Source organism: Streptomyces sp. NPDC090442, from assembly GCF_044769405.1.
In the GTDB taxonomy this organism is placed as follows: Bacteria; Actinomycetota; Actinomycetes; order Streptomycetales; family Streptomycetaceae; genus Streptomyces.
Genome location: NZ_JBIVXW010000036.1, coordinates 49,905 through 68,304 on the forward strand (window position 1 = coordinate 49,905; position 18,400 = coordinate 68,304).

The 18,400-nt window shown below is 73.6% G+C and carries 14 protein-coding genes; 4 read left to right on the top strand and 10 right to left on the bottom strand.

Features of this window, described 5'->3' with window-relative positions; translation table 11 throughout:
• Positions 1–5: 5 nt before the first annotated feature.
• Positions 6–686, bottom strand: a complete 681-nt coding sequence (locus ACIQU6_RS24795; protein WP_403483867.1) for a TIGR03086 family metal-binding protein — start codon at positions 684–686, stop codon at positions 6–8.
• 52 nt (positions 687–738) lie between these two features.
• Between ACIQU6_RS24795 and ACIQU6_RS24800 the strand changes: the two genes are divergently transcribed.
• Positions 739–1,233, top strand: coding sequence for a MarR family winged helix-turn-helix transcriptional regulator (locus tag ACIQU6_RS24800; protein ID WP_403483868.1), 495 nt, complete (start codon positions 739–741; stop codon positions 1,231–1,233).
• 119 nt (positions 1,234–1,352) lie between these two features.
• Here the strand turns inward: ACIQU6_RS24800 and ACIQU6_RS24805 are convergent, their stop codons facing one another.
• From ACIQU6_RS24805 to ACIQU6_RS24825, 5 genes are all read right to left on the bottom strand, one after another.
• Positions 1,353–1,571: a hypothetical protein gene (locus tag ACIQU6_RS24805; RefSeq protein WP_403483869.1), complete on the bottom strand. Its 219-nt coding sequence runs from the start codon at positions 1,569–1,571 to the stop codon at positions 1,353–1,355.
• A 145-nt stretch (positions 1,572–1,716) separates the two neighbouring features.
• Positions 1,717–3,063 carry an MFS transporter gene (locus ACIQU6_RS24810; RefSeq protein ID WP_403483870.1) on the bottom strand — a complete coding sequence of 449 codons (1,347 nt, stop codon included), beginning with the start codon at positions 3,061–3,063 and terminating at the stop codon, positions 1,717–1,719.
• Positions 3,060–5,420 carry a 4-hydroxythreonine-4-phosphate dehydrogenase PdxA gene (gene pdxA / locus ACIQU6_RS24815; RefSeq protein WP_403483871.1) on the bottom strand — a complete coding sequence of 787 codons (2,361 nt, stop codon included), beginning with the start codon at positions 5,418–5,420 and terminating at the stop codon, positions 3,060–3,062. The genes ACIQU6_RS24810 and pdxA overlap by 4 nt, the downstream gene beginning before the upstream one ends.
• A 119-nt stretch (positions 5,421–5,539) precedes the next feature.
• Positions 5,540–6,406, bottom strand: coding sequence for a DeoR/GlpR family DNA-binding transcription regulator (locus ACIQU6_RS24820; RefSeq protein WP_403483872.1), 867 nt, complete (start codon positions 6,404–6,406; stop codon positions 5,540–5,542).
• 109 nt (positions 6,407–6,515) lie between these two features.
• On the bottom strand, positions 6,516–9,242 hold the full coding sequence (locus ACIQU6_RS24825) for a SpoIIE family protein phosphatase (protein ID WP_403483873.1): 2,727 nt from the start codon (positions 9,240–9,242) through the stop codon (positions 6,516–6,518).
• A 328-nt stretch (positions 9,243–9,570) separates the two neighbouring features.
• Here ACIQU6_RS24825 and ACIQU6_RS24830 point away from each other — a divergent pair, with 328 nt between their 5' ends.
• Positions 9,571–9,915 carry a hypothetical protein gene (locus tag ACIQU6_RS24830; RefSeq protein WP_403483874.1) on the top strand — a complete coding sequence of 115 codons (345 nt, stop codon included), beginning with the start codon at positions 9,571–9,573 and terminating at the stop codon, positions 9,913–9,915.
• A gap of 10 nt (positions 9,916–9,925) precedes the next feature.
• Here the strand turns inward: ACIQU6_RS24830 and ACIQU6_RS24835 are convergent, their stop codons facing one another.
• Both ACIQU6_RS24835 and ACIQU6_RS24840 read right to left on the bottom strand, forming a co-directional pair.
• Entirely contained in the window at positions 9,926–11,371 is a 1,446-nt protein-coding gene (locus ACIQU6_RS24835) for an APC family permease (RefSeq protein WP_403483875.1), read from the bottom strand.
• Positions 11,372–11,676: 305 nt separating this feature from the next.
• Positions 11,677–13,767: a SpoIIE family protein phosphatase gene (locus ACIQU6_RS24840; RefSeq protein WP_403483876.1), complete on the bottom strand. Its 2,091-nt coding sequence runs from the start codon at positions 13,765–13,767 to the stop codon at positions 11,677–11,679.
• Positions 13,768–14,133: 366 nt separating this feature from the next.
• On the opposite strand from ACIQU6_RS24840, the gene ACIQU6_RS24845 reads away from it, so the two are divergent.
• Positions 14,134–15,678: an AMP-binding protein gene (locus ACIQU6_RS24845; RefSeq protein WP_403483877.1), complete on the top strand. Its 1,545-nt coding sequence runs from the start codon at positions 14,134–14,136 to the stop codon at positions 15,676–15,678.
• A gap of 87 nt (positions 15,679–15,765) precedes the next feature.
• Here ACIQU6_RS24845 and ACIQU6_RS24850 read toward each other — a convergent pair whose 3' ends face one another.
• Positions 15,766–16,080, bottom strand: coding sequence for a hypothetical protein (locus ACIQU6_RS24850; RefSeq protein ID WP_403483878.1), 315 nt, complete (start codon positions 16,078–16,080; stop codon positions 15,766–15,768).
• 156 nt (positions 16,081–16,236) lie between these two features.
• Positions 16,237–17,250 (bottom strand): non-homologous end-joining DNA ligase, encoded by a 1,014-nt coding sequence (gene ligD, locus ACIQU6_RS24855; protein WP_403483879.1) that lies wholly within the window; start codon positions 17,248–17,250, stop codon positions 16,237–16,239.
• An 85-nt stretch (positions 17,251–17,335) separates the two neighbouring features.
• Here ligD and ACIQU6_RS24860 point away from each other — a divergent pair, with 85 nt between their 5' ends.
• Positions 17,336–18,397 (top strand): ATP-dependent DNA ligase, encoded by a 1,062-nt coding sequence (locus ACIQU6_RS24860; protein ID WP_403483880.1) that lies wholly within the window; start codon positions 17,336–17,338, stop codon positions 18,395–18,397.
• Positions 18,398–18,400: the final 3 nt, after the last annotated feature.

Consider the following 18,400-nt stretch of genomic DNA (forward strand, 5'->3'; position numbering starts at 1 on the left):
GCCGTTCACCAAACGCCGGGCGTCCCGCCCTCCCCGCACGGCGTGCTCCCCGCCGGCGCCCGCCAGTCCGGCGCCCGCCCCAACATCGCGAGGATCTGGTCCAGTTCCCCGGCCTCCCCCGTCACCGGCAGGCCGGGCCGGAAGGCGGCCCCGTCGGCGAGCCGGTTGCCGGCGTCCGGCACGGCGCGGGCGATCGGCAGGGCCGCGCCGAGGAGTTCGGGGTCCGGGTCGTAGGGCAGCTCCAGGGTGCGCGCCAGGTCCCACCCGTGGACGGCGTAGTCGATCAGATGGAAGCCGATCGCCCGCACGGCCGGGAAGGTCTGCTCACCGGTGAACTCCGGGAGCGTGCAGGGGCGATCGGGGTCGTCCACCGCCGCGAACGCCGCGATGACGTCCTCCGCCGCGCGCCGGTACTCGTCCGCCGCCGCCGCGACGTCCTCACCGGGCGGCCGGACCGCCCAGTGCTCCAACTCCCGCCCGCTCCCCCGCGCCGCGGCGGCGAACCCCCGGTGCTGGGCCGTCAGATGACCGAGCAACGCCGCCAGGTCCCACCCCGCGCACGGCGTCGGCCGGGCCAGGTCGCCCGGCGCCAACCGGTCCACCAGCGCCACACCGCCGCGCACCGCCCGGGCGTTGAGCCCCCGCAGACGGTCCAGCTCCGCGTCCCGTTCGCTATTCATATGCATGCGCTTACGATGCGCTCAAGCACATCATCCGTCAAGGGGTATTTTCCTGTGCATGCCCGAGCACACCGACCCCGCGGACACCCCGACCACCGGACCGGCGGGCGCCCGCCCCGATCTGGCCGCGATGCTCGTCCCGTTGAGCCGCGCCCTGGTGGACGCCGAGCGGCCGGTCCTGGACGCGCACGGCCTGACCATGTGGGCCTACTCGGTGCTGCTGCGCCTCGACGCGACCCCGATCCGGACCCAGGCCGCACTGGCCGAGGCCATCCGCGCCGACAAGACCCGGATCATCCCGGTCCTGGACGACCTGGAATCCCGCGGCCTGATCCGCCGCCGCCCCGACCCCGCCGACCGCCGGGTCCGACTGGTCTCCCTCACCCCAGAAGGGCGCCGCCTACGGGACGCCGTCCGGGCCGACATCCAACGCGGCGAGGAACGCCTGCTCGCCGGCCTCCCGGCGGCCGACCGGAAGGGCTTCGTCCGCGGCCTGTTGGCGCTGCACGCGCTCCCCGAGATCCCTCCGCACCAGCCGTCGTCCGACGCCTGAGCGCGCGGCCGGCGATCCGGTGCCCCCTACGACGGATGCCGGCCGGGCCACCCGCAGGTGGTTCCCGACCGGCATCCGCTGTTGCTGTGTCCGATGTCGTCGCGCAGGAGCTATGCCGCTCACTTCAGGCCGTGGTGCCTCTTGCCGTGCTCGAAGCCGCCCTTGTGGGCACCCTCGTGGAAGACCGGGTTGCCATCGATGATGGCCGCGTCAAACGAGTATCCGGCAAACCAGCCCTTGTGGTGGTGGTGCTTCCCACCGGCGAGTGCGGCACTCGCCCCACCCAGGACGATGGTGGCGGCCAGGGCGCTGGCTGCGATCGCGGCGCGGATGCGCATGTCTGCTCCTCAGGAGTAACGAGGGGGATATCGACCTTTTCAGGAATCACCCTGGCGAAAGCCATTAAAACCTGCCTTGCCACCAATCGCGTGAGCCGCCCCGAGACCGCCGCGCCCCACCCCGCCCGCACCGAACCCTGCTCCGTCACCTCTCCTCAGGTGGTGAGGAGTTGGCGGTCGGCGTGGGGATCTCCGGGGCGCGCCCCTGAGGCGGTGACGAGGCCGGCCGCAACCCGAGCGTCACCAGAATGACCGCGACGGCCAGGAATCCGGCGAGCACCGCGAAGCCGGTCAGGCTGCTCCCGGTGGCGTCGGTGAGCCAGCCCACCAGGTACGGGCCGGCGAAGCCGCCGAGGTTGCCCAGCGCGTTGATCAGGCCCATCGCCACCGCCACCACCTCGAAGCGGAGGAGCTGGCCGGGGATCGCCCAGAAGGGGCCGTAGGGCGCGTAGACCGCGGCGGCGGTAAGGCAGAGCAGCACCATGCGCGGCAGCGCGCCGTGCACCGCCTGCCCCAGGAGGAGGGTGCCGATGCCCACGACCAGGGGGAGGGCGACCGCCTGCCGTCGGCGGCCGGTGCGGTCGGACCAGGCCGCGTTGGCGATCATCGCGGCCAGGGCGACGGCGAACGGGATCGCGGTCAGCAGCCCGACCTCGGTGGCCGAGCCGTCGTGGGTGAGCTCCTTGATGACGGCCGGCAGCCACAGGCTGAACCCGTAGAAGCCGGTGATCCAGAAGAAGTAGACGCCGATCAGGACCAGGACGGAGCGCTGGCGGACCGCGCCGAGGTAAGAGCCGCCGCCCGCGGGGGACTTGGCGGCCTCGTCGGCGGCGAGCGCGCGCTCCAGGTGGGTGGCCTCCGCGCGGGAGATCCAACGGGCCCGCGCGGGACGGTCGGCGACCGCGAACCACCAGACCACCGCCCACAGCAGCGGCGGCACCCCTTGCAGAACGAGCACCCAGCGCCAACTCGCGTGGTCCAGCATCCAGCCGGAGAGCGGCGCCATCAGCACCGACGACAGTGGCAGGCAGGCCATCCACAGGGCGTTGGCGCGGGCCCGCTCGCGCAGCGGGAACCACGAGGCGAGGAGGATCAGCACGGCCGGCCAGACGCCGCCCTCGAAGAAGCCCAGCACGAACCGCGCGGCGTAGAACTGGGCCCGGGTCTGCACCAGTCCGGACAGCATCGCGGACAGGCCCCAGGCGACCATGAGGATGAGCACGGTCTTCCGGGCGCTCCACCGCTGGGCGAGCACCGCCGCCGGGATCTGCAGGAAGACGTAGCCGACGAAGAAGATGCCGCCGACCAGGCCCTTGTCGGCGTTGGAGAGGTCCAGGTCGCCGTGCAGGTAGGGGAGGACGACGGAGACGTTGTTCCGGTCCAGGTACGCCAGCATGTACATGATGGCGGCGACCGGGATGACATAGGCCCAGCGCTGGGCCGGGGGCGCGGCGCCGCCCGTGGCGTCGCCGGCCCGGGGAGCGTCGGTCATCGGGCGGCTGCCGTCCCGTAGGCGGCGCGGATCCGGTCCGTGTGGCGGCTGAGGTCGGCGGCGGCGCGGAAGGCGGCCGTCATGGTCGCGTGCGAGGCCCGCCCGCTGCCGGCGAGGTCGAAGGCGGTGCCGTGGTCCACGGACGTCCGCAGGATCGGCAGGCCGACGGTGACGGACACCGTGCCGGCGAAGTCCACGGTCTTGGCGGGGATGTGGCCCTGGTCGTGGAAGTGCGACAGCACCCCGTCGAAGCGGCCTTCGAGACCCTGGTGGAAGACCGAGTCGGCGGGGACCGGCCCGGTCACGTCCAGGCCCTCGGCCGCCGCCCGGGCCACGGCCGGGCCGAGCACGGTGACCTCCTCGTCGCCGAAGTGCCCGCCCTCGCCGCCGTGCGGATTGACCGCGGCCACCGCGAGCCGGGGCCGGTCGTGGCCGAAGACCCGTAGCGCGGTGACCGCGTGCCGGATGCTCGCGCCGACCCGTTCCTCGGTGAGCTGGTCCAGGGCCTTGCGGAGCGCGAGGTGGCGGGTGGTGAAGAAGATCTTCAGGCCGCGGACCACGAACATGGTGTCCACCCGGGCGGCGCCGGTCAGTTCGCCGAGCATCTCGGTGTGCCCCAGGTGCCGCGAACCGGCCGCCCAGATGGCCTCCTTGTTGATCGGGGCGGTGACGACGGCGTCCACCTCGCCGGCCAGCGCGGCCCGGGTCGCCGCCTCGATCGCGGCCACCGCGGAGCGACCGGCGACCGCGTCGACCCGTCCCCAGGGCAGGTCCGCGGGGGCGATCCCCAGGTCCAGCACGTCGATGGTGCCGGGCTCGAACCGCGCCTCGCCGGGCGCGCCGACCGGGTTGACCCGGACGTCGAGCCCACAGACCTCGACGGCGCGGCGCAGCACGGCGGCGTCGCCGACCGCCAGCCCGCGCCCGAGCCCGGCGCTCGCCGGATCGGCGAGGGTGCGCGCGGTGATCTCCGGTCCGATGCCGACCGGATCGCCCAACGTCACGGCCAGCAGGGGACGTTGACGGTGCTTCGATTGCTGACGGTCCGCCGTGTCTGCTGTGCTCATGTGTCGCCTTTCCGGGGTGGGCGCGGTGCGGGTGCCGGCCGCGCGGAGGTGTTCCAGGCAGTCGCGGGCCGCGTCCGGCCCGCCGATCAGCCCGCCCTTCGTGGCGAAGGGCAGTCCGTCGTGGGGGCCGCCGACCAGATGTCCGGCGACGGCCAGCGGCAGCACCTCGCGGTCGATGGCGAAGCCGTCGGCGCCCAGCGCGGCGGTGACCGCGGCGGCGACGTCGCCGCCCGAGGCGTAGAGCCCGCCGGGGCGCAGCTCGACCACCGCGCGCCGGGCGACCTCGGCCAGGCAGCGCAGCAGGCCCGCGGCGGTCTCCTGGTCGGGGACCGCGGTGTCCGAACTGCGGTCAATGGGCAGCACGTTGACGCCGAGCACGGTCGCGCCCTCCGCGGCGGCGGTGCGCAGTCCCGTCAACGCCCGTTCGACGTCGGGTCGTTCCGGGTCGAGACCGACCCATCGTGCGCCAAGTGCCGCCTCGGTACGGGCGAGTTGTTCGCGGGTGCGGTCGGTGACGCTGCCGACGACGGCGAGCACCCGCACCGGGGCCGCCGCGGGGCGGATGCCGAGCGCGTCGGCGAGGGCGGCGCCGAACGGCCCGGAGTCCAGGGCGAGCCAGCGGATGCCGTCCGCGGTGGCGAGGGACGCGGCGGCCCGGGCGACCGTCCCCAGATGGGCGTTCTCGGTGGCGTCGCAGACCACCACCTCGGCCCGGCTCGTCCGGAGCGCCGCGACCACCGCGTCGGTACCGCGCTCCACCACGTCCAACGGCAGCTCGTCCAGGGTCCGTCGACTCTGTGCCCCGAGGACGGCGGTGACCCGGGAGTGCCGTACCGGGTCGAAGGGGTCGCGGGCCACCGCCGTGCGGGTCAGTGGCACCCCGTCGACCAGGTGCAGCCCGCCGACCGTGGTGCGGCCGGCGTCCGGGAAGGCGGGGACGGCCAGGGTGCGCGGCGGCGCGGCAGGGGTGCGGGTCGCCAACGCGTCGGCGACCGCGTCGAGTTCGCTGCCGGGGTTGCCGCGCAGCGTGGTGTCCACCCGCTTGACGACCAGGGCCGGCTCCTCGACGGCGCAGGCGCACTCGACGGCGGTCCGGACGGCGGCGTAGGCGCGGGCGGCCGGCCAGTGCCGGGAGGCGGTGTTGACGACGAGGACGTCCACCAGCGGGGCGTAGCGGGCCGCCCGGGCGGGGTCGCCGACGGTGACGGCCCGCAGTCCGCGCCGGGCGTAACGGGCGCCGGTGGCGTTGCTGCCGGTCAGGTCGTCGCCGATCACAAGCACCTGGGCCATGGGCTCCCCTCCCGCCGCCAGCACCACAACGACCGGACCACGCAACTGAGTTGCGCGATACACGCACTGAGAGTGGCGAGGGCCAGGAGGGCCTGTCAAGGGGCGTGCACCGCCGAGGGCTACGGCTCCCGGTGGTCGGACCGTTCTCCCGCATCCGGTCGTACCGCGGCGTCCGGCCGCTCCGCGCACGACAGCACCCGCCAGCCCGCGGCCTCGTACGCCGCCAGCCACCGTTCGCCCGCCGCACCGTCGTCGCCCCCGCCGTCCCCGTCTCCCCCCGCCCCTGAGATCAACCCCGTCCCCCGCGGCATCTCCGCCCAGTACGGGAACCCCCCTCCCCCGCCCAGCTTGGAGCCGTCGGCGAGCACCCAGGCGGCCCGCGCGCACCGCGCCATGGTCTCCTTCAGCGCGGCCTGTTCGACGTCCGGGCAGTTGACCCCGCGCCGCGGGTCCAGACCGTCCACGCCGAGGAAGGCGAGGTCCGGGGTGAGCCGGCGGAGCGCCTGGTCGGTGCGGGTGCCCAGCAGCGACTCGTTGGGCCGCCGCAGCCGGCCGCCGAGCACCACCACCTCCACCTCCGCGTCGGCCAACTCCACCAGCGCGGACAGCCCGTTGGTGACCACGGTGAGGTCGCTGCGAGCGCGCAGCTCGTGCGCCAGCCGGGCCGCCGTGGTGCCCGCGTCCAGCAGGACCACGTCGCCGCTGCGGACCAGGCCGGCGGCCGCCCGGGCGATGGCGGCCTTCTCGGTGCGGCGCTCCCGGGCCTTGTCGTGCCAGGACCGCTCGACGGCCCGGTGGTCGAGCGCGCCGCCGTACGTCCGGGTGATCCGGCCGCCCTCGGCGAGCGCCGCCAGGTCGCGGCGGACGGTGGACAGCGAGACCCCGAAGGCGGCGGCGAGCGCGTGCACGCTGCCGTCGCCCGCGCCGAGCAGCTCCACCATCCGCTCCCGCCGGCGCCTGGTGGCCGGACGTTCCCCACCGGTCATCCGACTGCGCCCCTCCTCGCCTGAAGGCCGACGCTCCTCAACTGGCTGCCCTCCGTGCCGAGTTGCGCGCATCGCGCAACTGGAGGTTAGCAGCCGCCCCGCCCGCCGGTCAGTGCCCGGGGCCGCCGGTCGCCACCGGGACCCGGGCCGGGTCCGGCAGCGCCTGCTCGGTCCAGATCACCTTGCCGTCGCCGGTGTAACGGGTGCCCCACCGCTCGGCGAGCTGCGCGATCAGGAACAGCCCCCGGCCACCCTCGTCGGTGGAGGCGGCGTACCGCAGGTGCGGCGAGGTGCTGCTGCGGTCGGCCACTTCGCAGACCAGCGAACGGTCGTGGATCAGCCGGACGCGGATCGGACCGCTGGCGTACCGGATGGCGTTGGTGACCAGCTCGCTGAGGATCAGCTCGGTGGTGAACGCCTCGTCGGCCAGCCCCCATTCGCTCAGTCTGCCGACCGCGGCGGCGCGGACCCGGGCGACCGCGGACGGGTCGGCGGGGACGTCCCAGTCGGCGATCCGGGCGGCGTCCAGCCGCCGGGTGCGGGCGATCAGCAGGGCGATGTCGTCGGCCGGGCGGTCCGGCAGCAGCGCGCCGAGCGCCGCCTCGCACATCGCCTGCGGGGTGCGGCCGGGGCCGGAGCCGAGGGTGCGGCGCAGCAGCGCCATGCCCTCGTCGATGTCGCGGTCACGGTCCTCGACCAGCCCGTCGGTGTAGAGCACCAGGCTGCTGCCCTCCGGGAGTGCCAACCGGCAGGTGTCGAAGGGCATTCCGCCGAGCCCGAGCGGCGGGCCGCCGGGCACCTCCAGGAACTCCGCGCCGCCGTCCGGCCGCACCAGCAGCGGTTGGACGTGCCCGGCGCGGGCCATGGTGCAGACCCCGGCGGCCGGGTCGTAGATGGCGTAGAGGCAGGTGGCGCCGGTGATCGGGGACTTGGGGTCCTCGCCGGTGCCGTCCGTGCCCTCGTCCTGGTCGATGCGGGTGACCAACTCGTTGAGGTGCCACAGGAGTTCGTCGGGCGGGACGTCGAGGTTGGCGAAGTTGTGGACGGCGGTGCGCAGCCGGCCCATGGTGGCGGCGGCGTGCAGGCCGTGGCCGACCACGTCGCCGACGACCAGGGCGACCCGGGCGCCGGGCAGCGGGATGATGTCGAACCAGTCGCCGCCGACGCCGCCCAGCCCACCGAGCCCGGCCTGCGCCGGCAGATAGCGGAACGCGGCGTCCACGGCGCTCTGTTCGGGCAGCGCGCGCGGCAGCAGGCTGCGCTGGAGGGTGACCGCCATGGTGTGCTCGCGGGTGTAGCGGCGGGCGTTGTCGATGCTCACCGCGGCGCGGGCGACCAGCTCCTCGGCCAGCGAGAGGTCCTCCTCGTCGAACGGCTCGGGGGTGCGCGAGCGCCAGAACAGCGCCGCGCCCAGGATGGCGCCGCGGGCCCGCAGCGGGACCGCGATCAGCGAGTGGATACCGTGCGCGACGATCCGCCGGGCCCGCTCGGGGTCCTGCCGCTGCCAGCCGGCGAACGCGGCCAGGTCGGGCTCCAGGACCGGCTCGCCGACCGGCAGCCGGACCCCGAGCGCGGTGGTCGGCGCGAACCGGACGGGCTCGCCGACCGGGTAGAGCGACCCGTCGGGCACCTCGCCGCCGACGGCCGTGCGGCGCATCGCCACGGCCGGCCCGGCGGTCCCCGGCTCCTCGCCCTTGAGAACGGACTCGGCCAGGTCGACGGTGACGATGTCGCCGAACCGTGCGGCGCAGAACCGGGCCAACTCCTCGCAGGTGCGCACCACATCGAGGGTGGTGCCGATCTCGGTGCCCGCGTCGTAGAGCAGCCGCAGCCGGCCGCGGGCGAGGTCGGCGCGGCCGGTCAGGGCCCGCAGTTCGGTGGTGTCCCGCAGGGTGGTGACGCTGCTGGGCGGGCCGCCGGCGTCGTCGGTGGAGCGCTGGTTGACCGCGAGCAGCCGGTCGCCGACCGGGTGCACCTCGTCGGTGACGGCCCGGCCGGACTCCAACAGCGCCGCGGTGGCCGGGTCCAGGCCCAGTTCGGCGACCTGGCGGCCCTCGACGTCGGGCGGGAGGTCGAGCAGCCGCCGGGCCTCGTCGTTGGCGAGCACCAGCCGCCCGTCGCCGCGGACGATGAGCACGCCCTCGCGGACCGCGTGCAGCACCGCGTCGTGGTGCTCGTACATGCGGGTCATCTCCTGCGGCCCCAACCCGTGGGTCTGGCGCCGCAGTCGCCGGCTGACCAGGGCGGTACCGCCGGTGGTGAGCAGCAGCACGCCGGCCGCGGAGCCGAACAGCAGCGGGAACTGGTCGTCGGCGACGCCGCTCACCCTGCTGAGGGTGACGCCCGCCGATACCAGGCCGACGACCTTGCCGTCGTGTCCGACGACCGGCACCACGGCCTGCACGAGCGGCCCGATGGTGCCGGTGGTCTCCTCGGTGACCACATGGCCGGCCAGCGCGGGCCCGAGCGTGCCGACGAACTTCTGGCCGATGCGGTTGGTCATCGGGTGGGTGTAGCGGATGCCGTGGGTGTTCATCACGACCAGGAAGTCCACGTCGGAGCCCTTGCGGACGGTCTCGGCGCGGGGCTGGAGCACGGCGGTGGGGTCGGGGCTCTTCAGGGCCGCCTCCATGCCCGGGGCGTCGGCGAAGCTCTGGGCCACCGCGACCGAGCGGTTCCGGGCCTCCCGTTCGGAGTCGGTCCCGGACTGCAGCACCAGGGCCGCGATGGCAGCGGCGACGAGCAGGACCACGATCGCCACCTGCAGGAGAAAGACCTGGCCAGCGACAGTTCGCATCCTCAGAACCGAACGCGGGCGGCCGTAGCGTCCGGCCATGTCCTCTTTCTACACCTCCCCCATACGGTGGGCGAGCCGCTGTCGGGCAGCGCAGCGACCCGGAGAACCTGCGCACAGTAGCGTCAGTAAAACCTCTCGGTAGGTTTCCCGGCTACGGGTGCGCACTCCCATGTCCGTGTATGTGTAACTCTTCCCACAGGCCCGGACGGTTGCGCACCGGCCGACGATCTGCGGGGCGATCCCGGCGTCGAGGGCAATGTGCCAGGTCAGCGGGGATTACTCGGGAGTCGGGCGGGGCGCGGGGGCGGCCGGCGGGCGCCCGGGGCCGCTCCGGGGGCCGCCGGGCGCGTATGAGACGTTCGTGGGCATGCATGTTGCAGCAGAGGAGATCCGTGCCGGGGCGGCCGAGCTCATCGACCACCATGCGCGCGGCGCCTGGCGGCCGAACGACGCCGACCGACGGACCGCCGCCGCGCTCTTCCGCCACCTGGAGACGGGGCTGCCGCTCAGCGGCGAGCAGATCCGCTCCGCCCTCGCACCCCCGGAGCCGGCGGCGCCGGTGAGCGCGGAACTGCTGGCCCTGCTGCGGGCCACGGCCGGTCTGCTGGAAGACACGGGCGTGGCCGACGGCCCCGTCGGGCGGGACGCCGTCGACCACGTGTGTCTGCTGTTGGACGCGCTCGCGCTGGCGCGGCCGGACGCCGGCCGCTGAGGGCGGGCGGTCAGGTCCGGGCCGGCTCGGCGGCCGCGGCCAGTTCGTCCTCGGGGACCGAGATGACCCAGTGGCTGTCCTGCCGCGGGCGGAGGTAGAGCACCCAGTAGAGGGCGGCCGCCGCGATCAGCCCGCCGGTGATCAGCAGGCTCCTGGCGCTCTGCTGGCACAGCACCCAGACCAGGACGAGGACGAGCAGCGCGGGGACCACCGGCCACAGCGGCATCCGCCAGGCGAGCCGGTGCTTGTGGTCGCCGCGGCGGGAGACCAGGGCGCCCAGCGCGACGAAGACGTACATGCCGGCGACCGCGACGCCGGTCACCTCGTTGAGCGTGTCGAGCGTGGCGAAGCACAGCGCGGCGCCGGGGACCCCGACCGCGAGGGTGGCCGCCCAGGGGGAGCCGAAGCGCTTGCCGACGTGCGAGAAGATCCGGTTGACCGGGGTCGGCCAGGCGCCGTCGCGGGCCGAGGAGAAGACCACCCGGGAGTTCTGGATCACCATCACGATGGCCGCGTTGATGATGGCCAGGGCGATGCAGAGGCTGACGAAGGTGCCGACGGCGGAGTTGCTCCAGCCCTGCACCATGCCGGCGACGTCACCGGCGGCGAGCGTCTTGAGGTCGGGGGCGCCGAGGGTGATGGCGACGACCGGGACGAGGACGACGGCGGCGCCGATGGCGAGCGTCCACAGCACGGTGCGGGAGACGTTGCGCCGCGGGTTCTCCATCTCCTCGGCCAGGTACACCGCGGTGGAGAAGCCCTGGAGGATGAAGAGCGCGGTGGCGAGCCCGGCCACGATCAGCCCACCGGTGACCGCGGTGCTGGTGCCGTGCCCGGCGTCCATGACGGGGTGGACGAGGGTGGCCGCGGACCGCTGGCTGTGGCTGAAGCCGAGGAACGCCACGACGGCCGCGGCGATCACCTCAAGTACCAGGAAGATGCCGGTGATCCAGGCGTTGGCGCGCAGGTCGAGCAGGCCCATGGCGGTCGCCAGCAGCATCACCGCGGCGGCGGTCGTCTGCTTGTCCAAGTGGACGACCGGGGCGAGGTAGTCGGCGGTCCCCAGCGCGATGATCGGCGGCACGATCATGACGACGATCAGCGAGAGCACGAAGACCAGCCAGCCCGCGAGCCGCCCCATCAGGGTGCCGACCATGGCGTACTCGCCGCCGGAACTCGGTATGAGGGTGCCGAGTTCGGAGTAGGCGAAGGCGACGCCGACGCACAGCACCGCCGCGATGGCGATGGTCAGCGCCGTACCGGTGCCCAGGGTGGCGAACGAGTCCGGGACGATGACGAAGAGCGAGGACGCGGGGGTCAGGCAGGACAGGGTGAGCAGGGTGCCGCCGACCACACCGATCGACCGGGTGAGTTGGGGGCTGTCCGCGGGTGTCGCGGTCGGGGCATTTGGTGGCGGGGCGGCGGTGGCGACTGGCGTGGTGGGCATATCGGTCATCCGGGTCCCATCGGTGCTGGCGGGCAGGGAGCGGGCGGCACGTGGGGGAGGTGCCGGTGAGCGGTCGCACCGGAGGCACTGCGGGGGCCGCTTCGGTGACCGGAATACAACCCCCGCGGGACCCTCCCGTCAAGAGTTCATTAAGGCTTGATGGCAACGAAATCCGTAGCCAACGGCGCCACAAACCCGCTTATCCATGCCATCAAGTCGCTAGCCACGCGGATTCCGTGGATGTTTGACGCGCTGCGGATTCTTCGGCGGACGACCGGACGACTTTCGCCGCCACCCCCTCCCGGGTGGGAAAATCAGCCGCCGCCCCGGATCCGGGCGATCAACAACGCCACGTCGTCATGGTCGTTGCCGTGCCGCAGCTCGCCCAGGAGCCGGTCGCAGAGCTCCTCCAGGGGCCGCTCGGGCTCGGCGAGCAGGGCGAGCAGCCGGTCCAGCCGGGCGTCGATGGCCTGGTCGCGGGTCTCGATCAAACCGTCGGTGTAGAGCACCAGTTGATCGCCGGCGCGCAGCGGCACGGTGGTCTGCTCGAACGTCACCTCACCGACGCCGCCCACGCCCAGCGGGGCACCCGTGGGCAGGTCCAGGAGCTCCGGCGCCCGGCCCGGCCGCACCACGACCGGCGGCAGGTGGCCGGCGATGGCGATCACGCACTCCTCGCGGTGCGGGTCGTGGACGGCGTAGAGGCAGGTCGCGAAGGCCGGGTCGAGCCCGCCGGCGATGTGGTCGAGGTGGTCGAGCAGCTCGGCGGGCGCCAGGTCGAGGTCGGCCAGCGCGCGGGTCGTGGTGCGCAACTGCCCCATGGTGGCGGCCGCGTTGATGCCGCTGCCCATGACGTCGCCGACGACCAGCGCGGTCTTGTCGCCGGCGACCGGGATGACGTCGTACCAGTCGCCGCCGACCTCGCTGGCCGCCTGGGCCGGCTGGTAGCGGTAGGCGATGTCCATCGTGGTGGGCTGCGGCGGCCGGTGGTTCATCAGGTGCCGCTGGAGGGTGAGCGCGGTACGCCGCTCGCTCTGGTAGGAACGGGCGTTGTCGATGCAGACCGCCGCCCGGGCGGCCAACTCGACGGCCAGCACCGCATCGTCCTCGTCGAACGGCACCGGGTTGTCCATCCGGTACAGCGACAGCGCGCCCAGCACCTCGCCGCGGGCGATCAGCGGCACCGCCAGGTAGGAGTGCAGCCCGGCCTCCCGCAGCAGTTCGGCCCCCTGCCCGTCGGCGGCGATGTGCCGCCGCTCCTCCGGGCCCACCTCGGCGACCAGCACCGGACGGGCCTCGGTGACGCAGCGGGTGATCAACCGCTCGGTCTCGTACGCGGCGAGCGCCCCGGTGGGATCGGCGGCCCGGACGGCGGGTGTCTCGCCGGCCGCCGCGACCGCCAGCGCCCGGAAGCGGGCCGGAGCGCCGCGGGTGAGCGTGACGGGCCGACGGCCGTCCAGGACGGCGTCGAGGACGTCGACGGCGGCCAGATCGGCGAGCTCCGGCACGATGACATCGGCCAACTCCTGGGCGGTCTGGCCCACATCGAGGGTGGTGCCGACGGACGCCGAGGCGTCCGCGATGAGCGCCAACCGCCGCCGCGCGCGGGCCGCCTCGGTGGCGGCCCGGTGCTGCTCGGTGACGTCCACGATCGAGGTCGCCACGCCCAGCACCCGCCCGTTGGCGTCCTCCAGCCGGTAGTACGAGACCGACCAGGCCAGGTCCGCGTCGGGGTGGTCGGCGGTGGGGCCGGCGGAGAAGTCGTCCAGCAGCGGCCGGCCGGTGGCCAGCACCTCGCGCATCCGCTCCTCGATCGCGTCGGTCTCCAGGAACGACAGCACGTCCCGCACGTGCCGCCCGATGTGCTGCTCGGCGGGCAGCTCGTTGATCCGCTCCAGCGCCGGGTTGACCATGACGAAGCGGAGGTCGGTGTCGAGCACCGCCAGCCCGATCGGCGACTGGGCCACCAGCCGCACCGAGAGCGCCAGATCCCGCTCGACCTCGCGCAGCACCGACTGGTCGGTGGCGATGCCCAGGGCGAAGGAGGCACCGTGCTCGTCCTGGAGGCGCATGTTGCGGAACTCGACGAGCCGGGTGCTGCCGTCCTTGTGCCGGACGGGGAAGACCCCGGCCCAGCTCTCGCCGCTGGCCATCACCCCGGCGAACAGCCGCATCACCAGGTCGACGTGCTCGGGGTTGACCAGCAGCCGGACGGCGGACCGGCCGAGGGCCTCCTGCGCGCTCCACCCGAAGAGCTTCTCGGCCTGCGGGCTCCACAGCGCGATCCGGCCTTTTGCGTCGAGCATGACGGCGGCCACACCCAGGAGGTCCAGCAGCCCACCGGGCTGGCTCGGCCCGGCCCCGGCCTGGGCGACAGCGTCAGGGGACGCGTCGGTCGCACCCATCCAGGCACTCCTTCCGCCGGCCTGCCAGGCCGACAGCCGTGGCGCTCCGTGCACGGCTGGCCCTGCCGTGCTGCCGCTGCCCTCCATCATCTCTCGACACCGGACGAACCCGCAGGCAGAGCGCGGCCCACCAGGGCGGGGACGGAACCGGATGGAGCATTATGCGCCGCACTCCCCCGGCAGGTCGACCGGATTGACGATATTGATCCACTGCCGGTTGGCCGGACAACGCCCCCTGAGGGACTCCCGAGTTGGAGATGTCGATCTCTTGGGTCTACCCTGAGATTAGTTGCTGGAGGCAACCAATAATCGCTAGTCGCGCCCCGGCGCACCCCACGCGCCGCCGGGGTCAGGAGGAAGCCCCCGATGCCCATATCCGACCACTCGTTCCGCATATACGTGGAGGAGAACCTCGATGCGCTTAACCACGACCCGGACAACGAGGTCCTGGTCCATCAGGGCCGCCGGGTCACCGCCGGCGAGTTCCGCTCCCTGGTCCTGCGCATGGCCCGCGCCCTGCGCGACCGCGGCGTCGGCCGCGACACCACCGTCACCCTGCTGAGCGGCAACCTCCCCGAGACGATCGCCGCCCGCTACGCCGCCAACCTCGTCGGCGCCCGGATCAACCACCTTTACAACAAGCTCTCCGCCGACTCCCAGGCCGCGATCGTCCGCGACGTCGAGACCCGCGCGCTGATCGTCGACCCGCGCCTCGCCGAACGGGCCGCGGAACTGGTCGAGTTGGCGCCCGTCCCGGACGTGCTGGTGCTCGGCCCGGCCAAGCTGGGCACGGACCTCCTGGAGTTGGCCGCCGGTCAGAGCGACGAACCGCTCGCCGCCGCGTCACTCCCCGACGACATCTGCACCATCCGCCACACCGGCGGCACCACCGGCCACCCCAAGGGCATCTGCACCACCTTCGAGCAGGCGCGCTGGTTCAGCGGCGTCCTCCCGGAGTTCGAGGGCGTCAAGCACCGCCAGTTGGTGTGCACCACCCTCGCCCACGGGGCCGGCTACATGGCCGACACCGTCCTGCACTCCGGCGGCACCGTCGTCCTCCTCGACGACTTCGACGCCGAGGAGGCGCTGGCCACCATCGAGCGCGAGCGGATCACCGCGATGTTCCTGCTGCCGCCGCTGCTCTACCAGTTGATGGACCACCCCAGCCGCCCGACGACCGACACCTCCAGCCTCCGCATGGTCACCTACGGCGGCTGCCAGGCGTCCCCGGCCCGACTCGCCGACGCGGTACGGACGTTCGGCCCGGTGCTGGTGCAGGGCTACGGCCAGAACGAGGCCGGCGGCATCAGCGTGCTCAGCCCGGAGGACCACGACCCCGAGCGCCCCGACCGGCTGCGCTCGGCCGGCAAGGTGCTCGACGACGTCGAGGTGGTGATCCGGGACGGGTCAGGCCGCGATCTGCCGCACGGCGAGCACGGCGAGGTCTGTGTCCGCTCCACCATGATCATGCAGGGTTACTGGAAGCAGCCCGAGCTGACCGCCGAGGTCCTCCGGGACGGCTGGCTGCACACCGGCGACGTCGGATTCCTGGACGACGAGGGCTACTTGACCATCGTCGACCGGATCAAGGACATGATCGTCGTGGTCGGCGGCCACGTCTACACCACCGAGTTGGAGGACCTCCTCAACTCCCACCCGGAGGTGCTCCAGAGCGCCGTCTACGGCGTCCGCGACGCCGACCGGATGGAGCGGGTGCACGCGACGGTGGTCCGCACCCCCGGCAGCGACCTCGACGCCGAGCGGCTGTGCACCATGGTGCGCGAGGCCCGCGGCGCGATGTACGAGCCGGCGCGGATCACCTTCGTCGACGCGCTGCCGCTCACCGACGTGGGCAAGCCGGACAAGAAGGAACTCCGGCGCCGCGCCGAGGAGTCGGGCGCCGCGGTCTGACCCCGGCCCGCCGGTCCGCGGCGCCGGACCGGCAGCGGCGGGCCGCCGCAGTTGCTCAACTGCGGCGGCCCGCCGGGCTGCTTCCGATCAGAACCAAAAGCTGAGGATCCGGTGGAGGATGTGCCGGAGGCCGAAGAACCCGAAACGGCCCTCCTCGCCCCGCCGGCCCTCGCGGCCCTCACGGCCCTCGTGACCGAAGCGGAAGTGGTGGTGCCGGCACTCGTGGCGTCGGTGGTTGCGGCCGTGGTTGCCGCCACGCCCGTGGTTGCCACCGCGCCCGTGGTCGCCGCTCACCGCAACGGTCTGGCTCTGGGGAGCGGCCGAGGCCACACCGGCGGCCGGAACGACGGTTGCGGCGGTAAGGGCCGCGACGGCCAGGGAACGGCCTATAAACTTACGCATTACGTTTCTCCTGATTGGCAGGAAATCGGACACGTGATGGGTACCTCGCACCGTCCGTTTCCTCGCAGGCACGGCGCGCATCCACTCCAACGGCCCCCGCGATTGCTCCGAACGCAAGACTCCCGGGCCCCCGCAAGGCGATCCGGCAGAAGCGTCCTAGTGCTTGCGCGCCCGGCTCGGCTGCACCCGGGCCGGTTCGCCCGGCATCTTCGGGTGGTCCGGCGGATACGGCAGATCGCCCAGGCCCTCGTCGGCGGCGTACCGGTCGGCCAGCTCCAGCAGCGACTCCAGACCGAAGGCGTGCTCGGCCATGTCCGCGTGCACGTCGCCGAGTTCGGCGTACCTGGGCGGGACGGTGAGCAGGTCGAAGTCCTCGGGTTGGGCGGCGGACAGCTCCTCCCAGCGCAGCGGGGTGGAGACCGTCGCCCGCGGGCGGGCACGCAGCGAGTAGGGCGAGGCGATGGTGCGGTCGCGGGCCATCTGGTTGTAGTCCACGAACACCTTGCTGCCGCGCTCCTCCTTCCACCAGGCGGCGGTCACCCGCTGCGGCAGCCGCCGCTCCAGCGTCCGGGCCACGGTGATCGCGGCCCGTCTGACCTCGGTGAACGTCCAGTGGGGGCGGATCGGCACATAGACGTGCACCCCGCGGCCGCCGGAGGTCTTGGGCCAGCCGCACAGCCCGTGCTCGGCCAGCAGCGCGCGCAGCTCGTGGGCGACCACGGCGGCGTCGGCGAAGCCGGTGCCGGGCTGCGGGTCGAGGTCGATCCGCATCTCGTCGGGGTGCTCGGTGTCCGTGCGGCGGACCGGCCAGGGGTGGAACGTCAGGCACCCCAGGTTGGCGGCCCAGATCACGGCGGCGGGCTCGCCGGGGCAGATCTCGTCCGCGAACCGCCCGCTGGGGAAGGTGATTCGAGCGGTGGGCAGCCAGTCCGGGAGCCCCTTGGGCGCCCGCTTCTGGTAGAAGAACTCGCCCTCTACGCCGTCGGGGAAGCGCTGCATCGTCGTCGGCCGGTCCCGCAGCCCGCGCAGCACGCCGTCGGCTACCGCCAGGTAGTAGTGGACAACGTCCAGCTTGGTGAAGCCGCGCTCCGGGTAGTACGTCTTGTCCGGGTTCGACACCCGCACCGCGCGTCCCGCGACGTCCAGCTCCACCGCTCCGGCTCCGGCCATGCCTCCACGCTAGGTTCCGCCGCACGCCCGCGCGCGCCGGCCGGCCCGGCGGGCGGGAACGGGCCGCGGCCCGCAGGATCGGGGCATGGACCTGCCCGTGATGCCCCCGGTCTCCCCCATGCTCGCCAAGCCGGTCGCCGAGTTCCCCGCCGGCATGCAGTACGAGGCCAAGTGGGACGGCTTCCGCGTCATCGTGTTCCGGGACGGCGACGAGGTCGAGATCGCCAGCCGCACCACCAAGTCGCTGAGCCGCTACTTCCCCGAGGTGCTCGACGCGGCGCGGGCCCAACTGCCGCCGCGCTGCGTGCTCGACGGCGAGCTCGTCATCGCGCACGACGGCCGGCTGCACTTCGAGGAGCTGCTGGAGCGCATCCACCCGGCCGCCTCCCGGGTACGGACCCTCGCGGCCCGTACGCCGGCGTCGCTGGTCGCCTTCGACCTGCTGGCGCTGGACGACGCCGCCCTGCTCGGCGAGGCGCAGGCGGTCCGCCGGGAGGCGCTGGTGGAGGCGTTGCGGCCGGCCCGGGCGCCGGTGCACACCGCGCCCGCCACCACCGATCTGGAGTTGGCCCGGCGGTGGTTCGCGCAGTTCGAGGGCGCCGGGCTGGACGGCGTGATCGCCAAGCCGTTGGACCTGCCGTACCGGGCCGGTGACCGGGCGATGTTCAAGGTCAAGCACGCCCGGACCGCGGACTGCGTGGTCGCGGGCTACCGCGAGCACAAGAGCGGCCCGGTGGTCGGCTCGCTGCTGTTGGGGCTGCACGACGACGCCGGCCACCTCCAACACGTCGGGGTCTGCGCCTCGTTCCCGATGGCCGAACGGCGGGCGCTGGTGGCGGAGTTGGCACCGCTGCGGATGGCCGACGCGACCGGCCACCCCTGGGGCGACTGGACCGACGAGGCGGCGCACGGGGCCCGTCGGATGCCGGGCGGCCCGAGCCGCTGGAGCGGTGGGAAGGACCTGTCGTGGGTGCCGCTGCGCCCGGAGCGGGTGTGCGAGGTGGGCTACGACCACATGGAGGGCGACCGCTTCCGGCACACCACGCGGTTTCGCCGCTGGCGCCCCGACCGCACGCCGGAGAGCTGTACCTATGCCCAGTTGGAGGAGCCGGTCGGCTACGACCTGGGCGAGTTGCTGGGCGAGTGACCG

Excerpts from the sequence above, each read along its gene's own strand:
- ACIQU6_RS24795 (WP_403483867.1), bottom strand. The coding sequence starts at position 686 with ATGCATATGAATAGCGAACGGGACGCGGAGCTGGACCGTCTGCGGGGG.
- ACIQU6_RS24800 (WP_403483868.1), top strand. The coding sequence starts at position 739 with ATGCCCGAGCACACCGACCCCGCGGACACCCCGACCACCGGACCGGCG.
- ACIQU6_RS24805 (WP_403483869.1), bottom strand. The coding sequence starts at position 1,571 with ATGCGCATCCGCGCCGCGATCGCAGCCAGCGCCCTGGCCGCCACCATC.
- ACIQU6_RS24810 (WP_403483870.1), bottom strand. The coding sequence starts at position 3,063 with ATGACCGACGCTCCCCGGGCCGGCGACGCCACGGGCGGCGCCGCGCCC.
- pdxA (WP_403483871.1), bottom strand. The coding sequence starts at position 5,420 with ATGGCCCAGGTGCTTGTGATCGGCGACGACCTGACCGGCAGCAACGCC.
- ACIQU6_RS24820 (WP_403483872.1), bottom strand. The coding sequence starts at position 6,406 with ATGACCGGTGGGGAACGTCCGGCCACCAGGCGCCGGCGGGAGCGGATG.
- ACIQU6_RS24825 (WP_403483873.1), bottom strand. The coding sequence starts at position 9,242 with ATGGCCGGACGCTACGGCCGCCCGCGTTCGGTTCTGAGGATGCGAACT.
- ACIQU6_RS24830 (WP_403483874.1), top strand. The coding sequence starts at position 9,571 with ATGCATGTTGCAGCAGAGGAGATCCGTGCCGGGGCGGCCGAGCTCATC.
- ACIQU6_RS24835 (WP_403483875.1), bottom strand. The coding sequence starts at position 11,371 with ATGACCGATATGCCCACCACGCCAGTCGCCACCGCCGCCCCGCCACCA.
- ACIQU6_RS24840 (WP_403483876.1), bottom strand. The coding sequence starts at position 13,767 with ATGGGTGCGACCGACGCGTCCCCTGACGCTGTCGCCCAGGCCGGGGCC.
- ACIQU6_RS24845 (WP_403483877.1), top strand. The coding sequence starts at position 14,134 with ATGCCCATATCCGACCACTCGTTCCGCATATACGTGGAGGAGAACCTC.
- ACIQU6_RS24850 (WP_403483878.1), bottom strand. The coding sequence starts at position 16,080 with ATGCGTAAGTTTATAGGCCGTTCCCTGGCCGTCGCGGCCCTTACCGCC.
- ligD (WP_403483879.1), bottom strand. The coding sequence starts at position 17,250 with ATGGCCGGAGCCGGAGCGGTGGAGCTGGACGTCGCGGGACGCGCGGTG.
- ACIQU6_RS24860 (WP_403483880.1), top strand. The coding sequence starts at position 17,336 with ATGGACCTGCCCGTGATGCCCCCGGTCTCCCCCATGCTCGCCAAGCCG.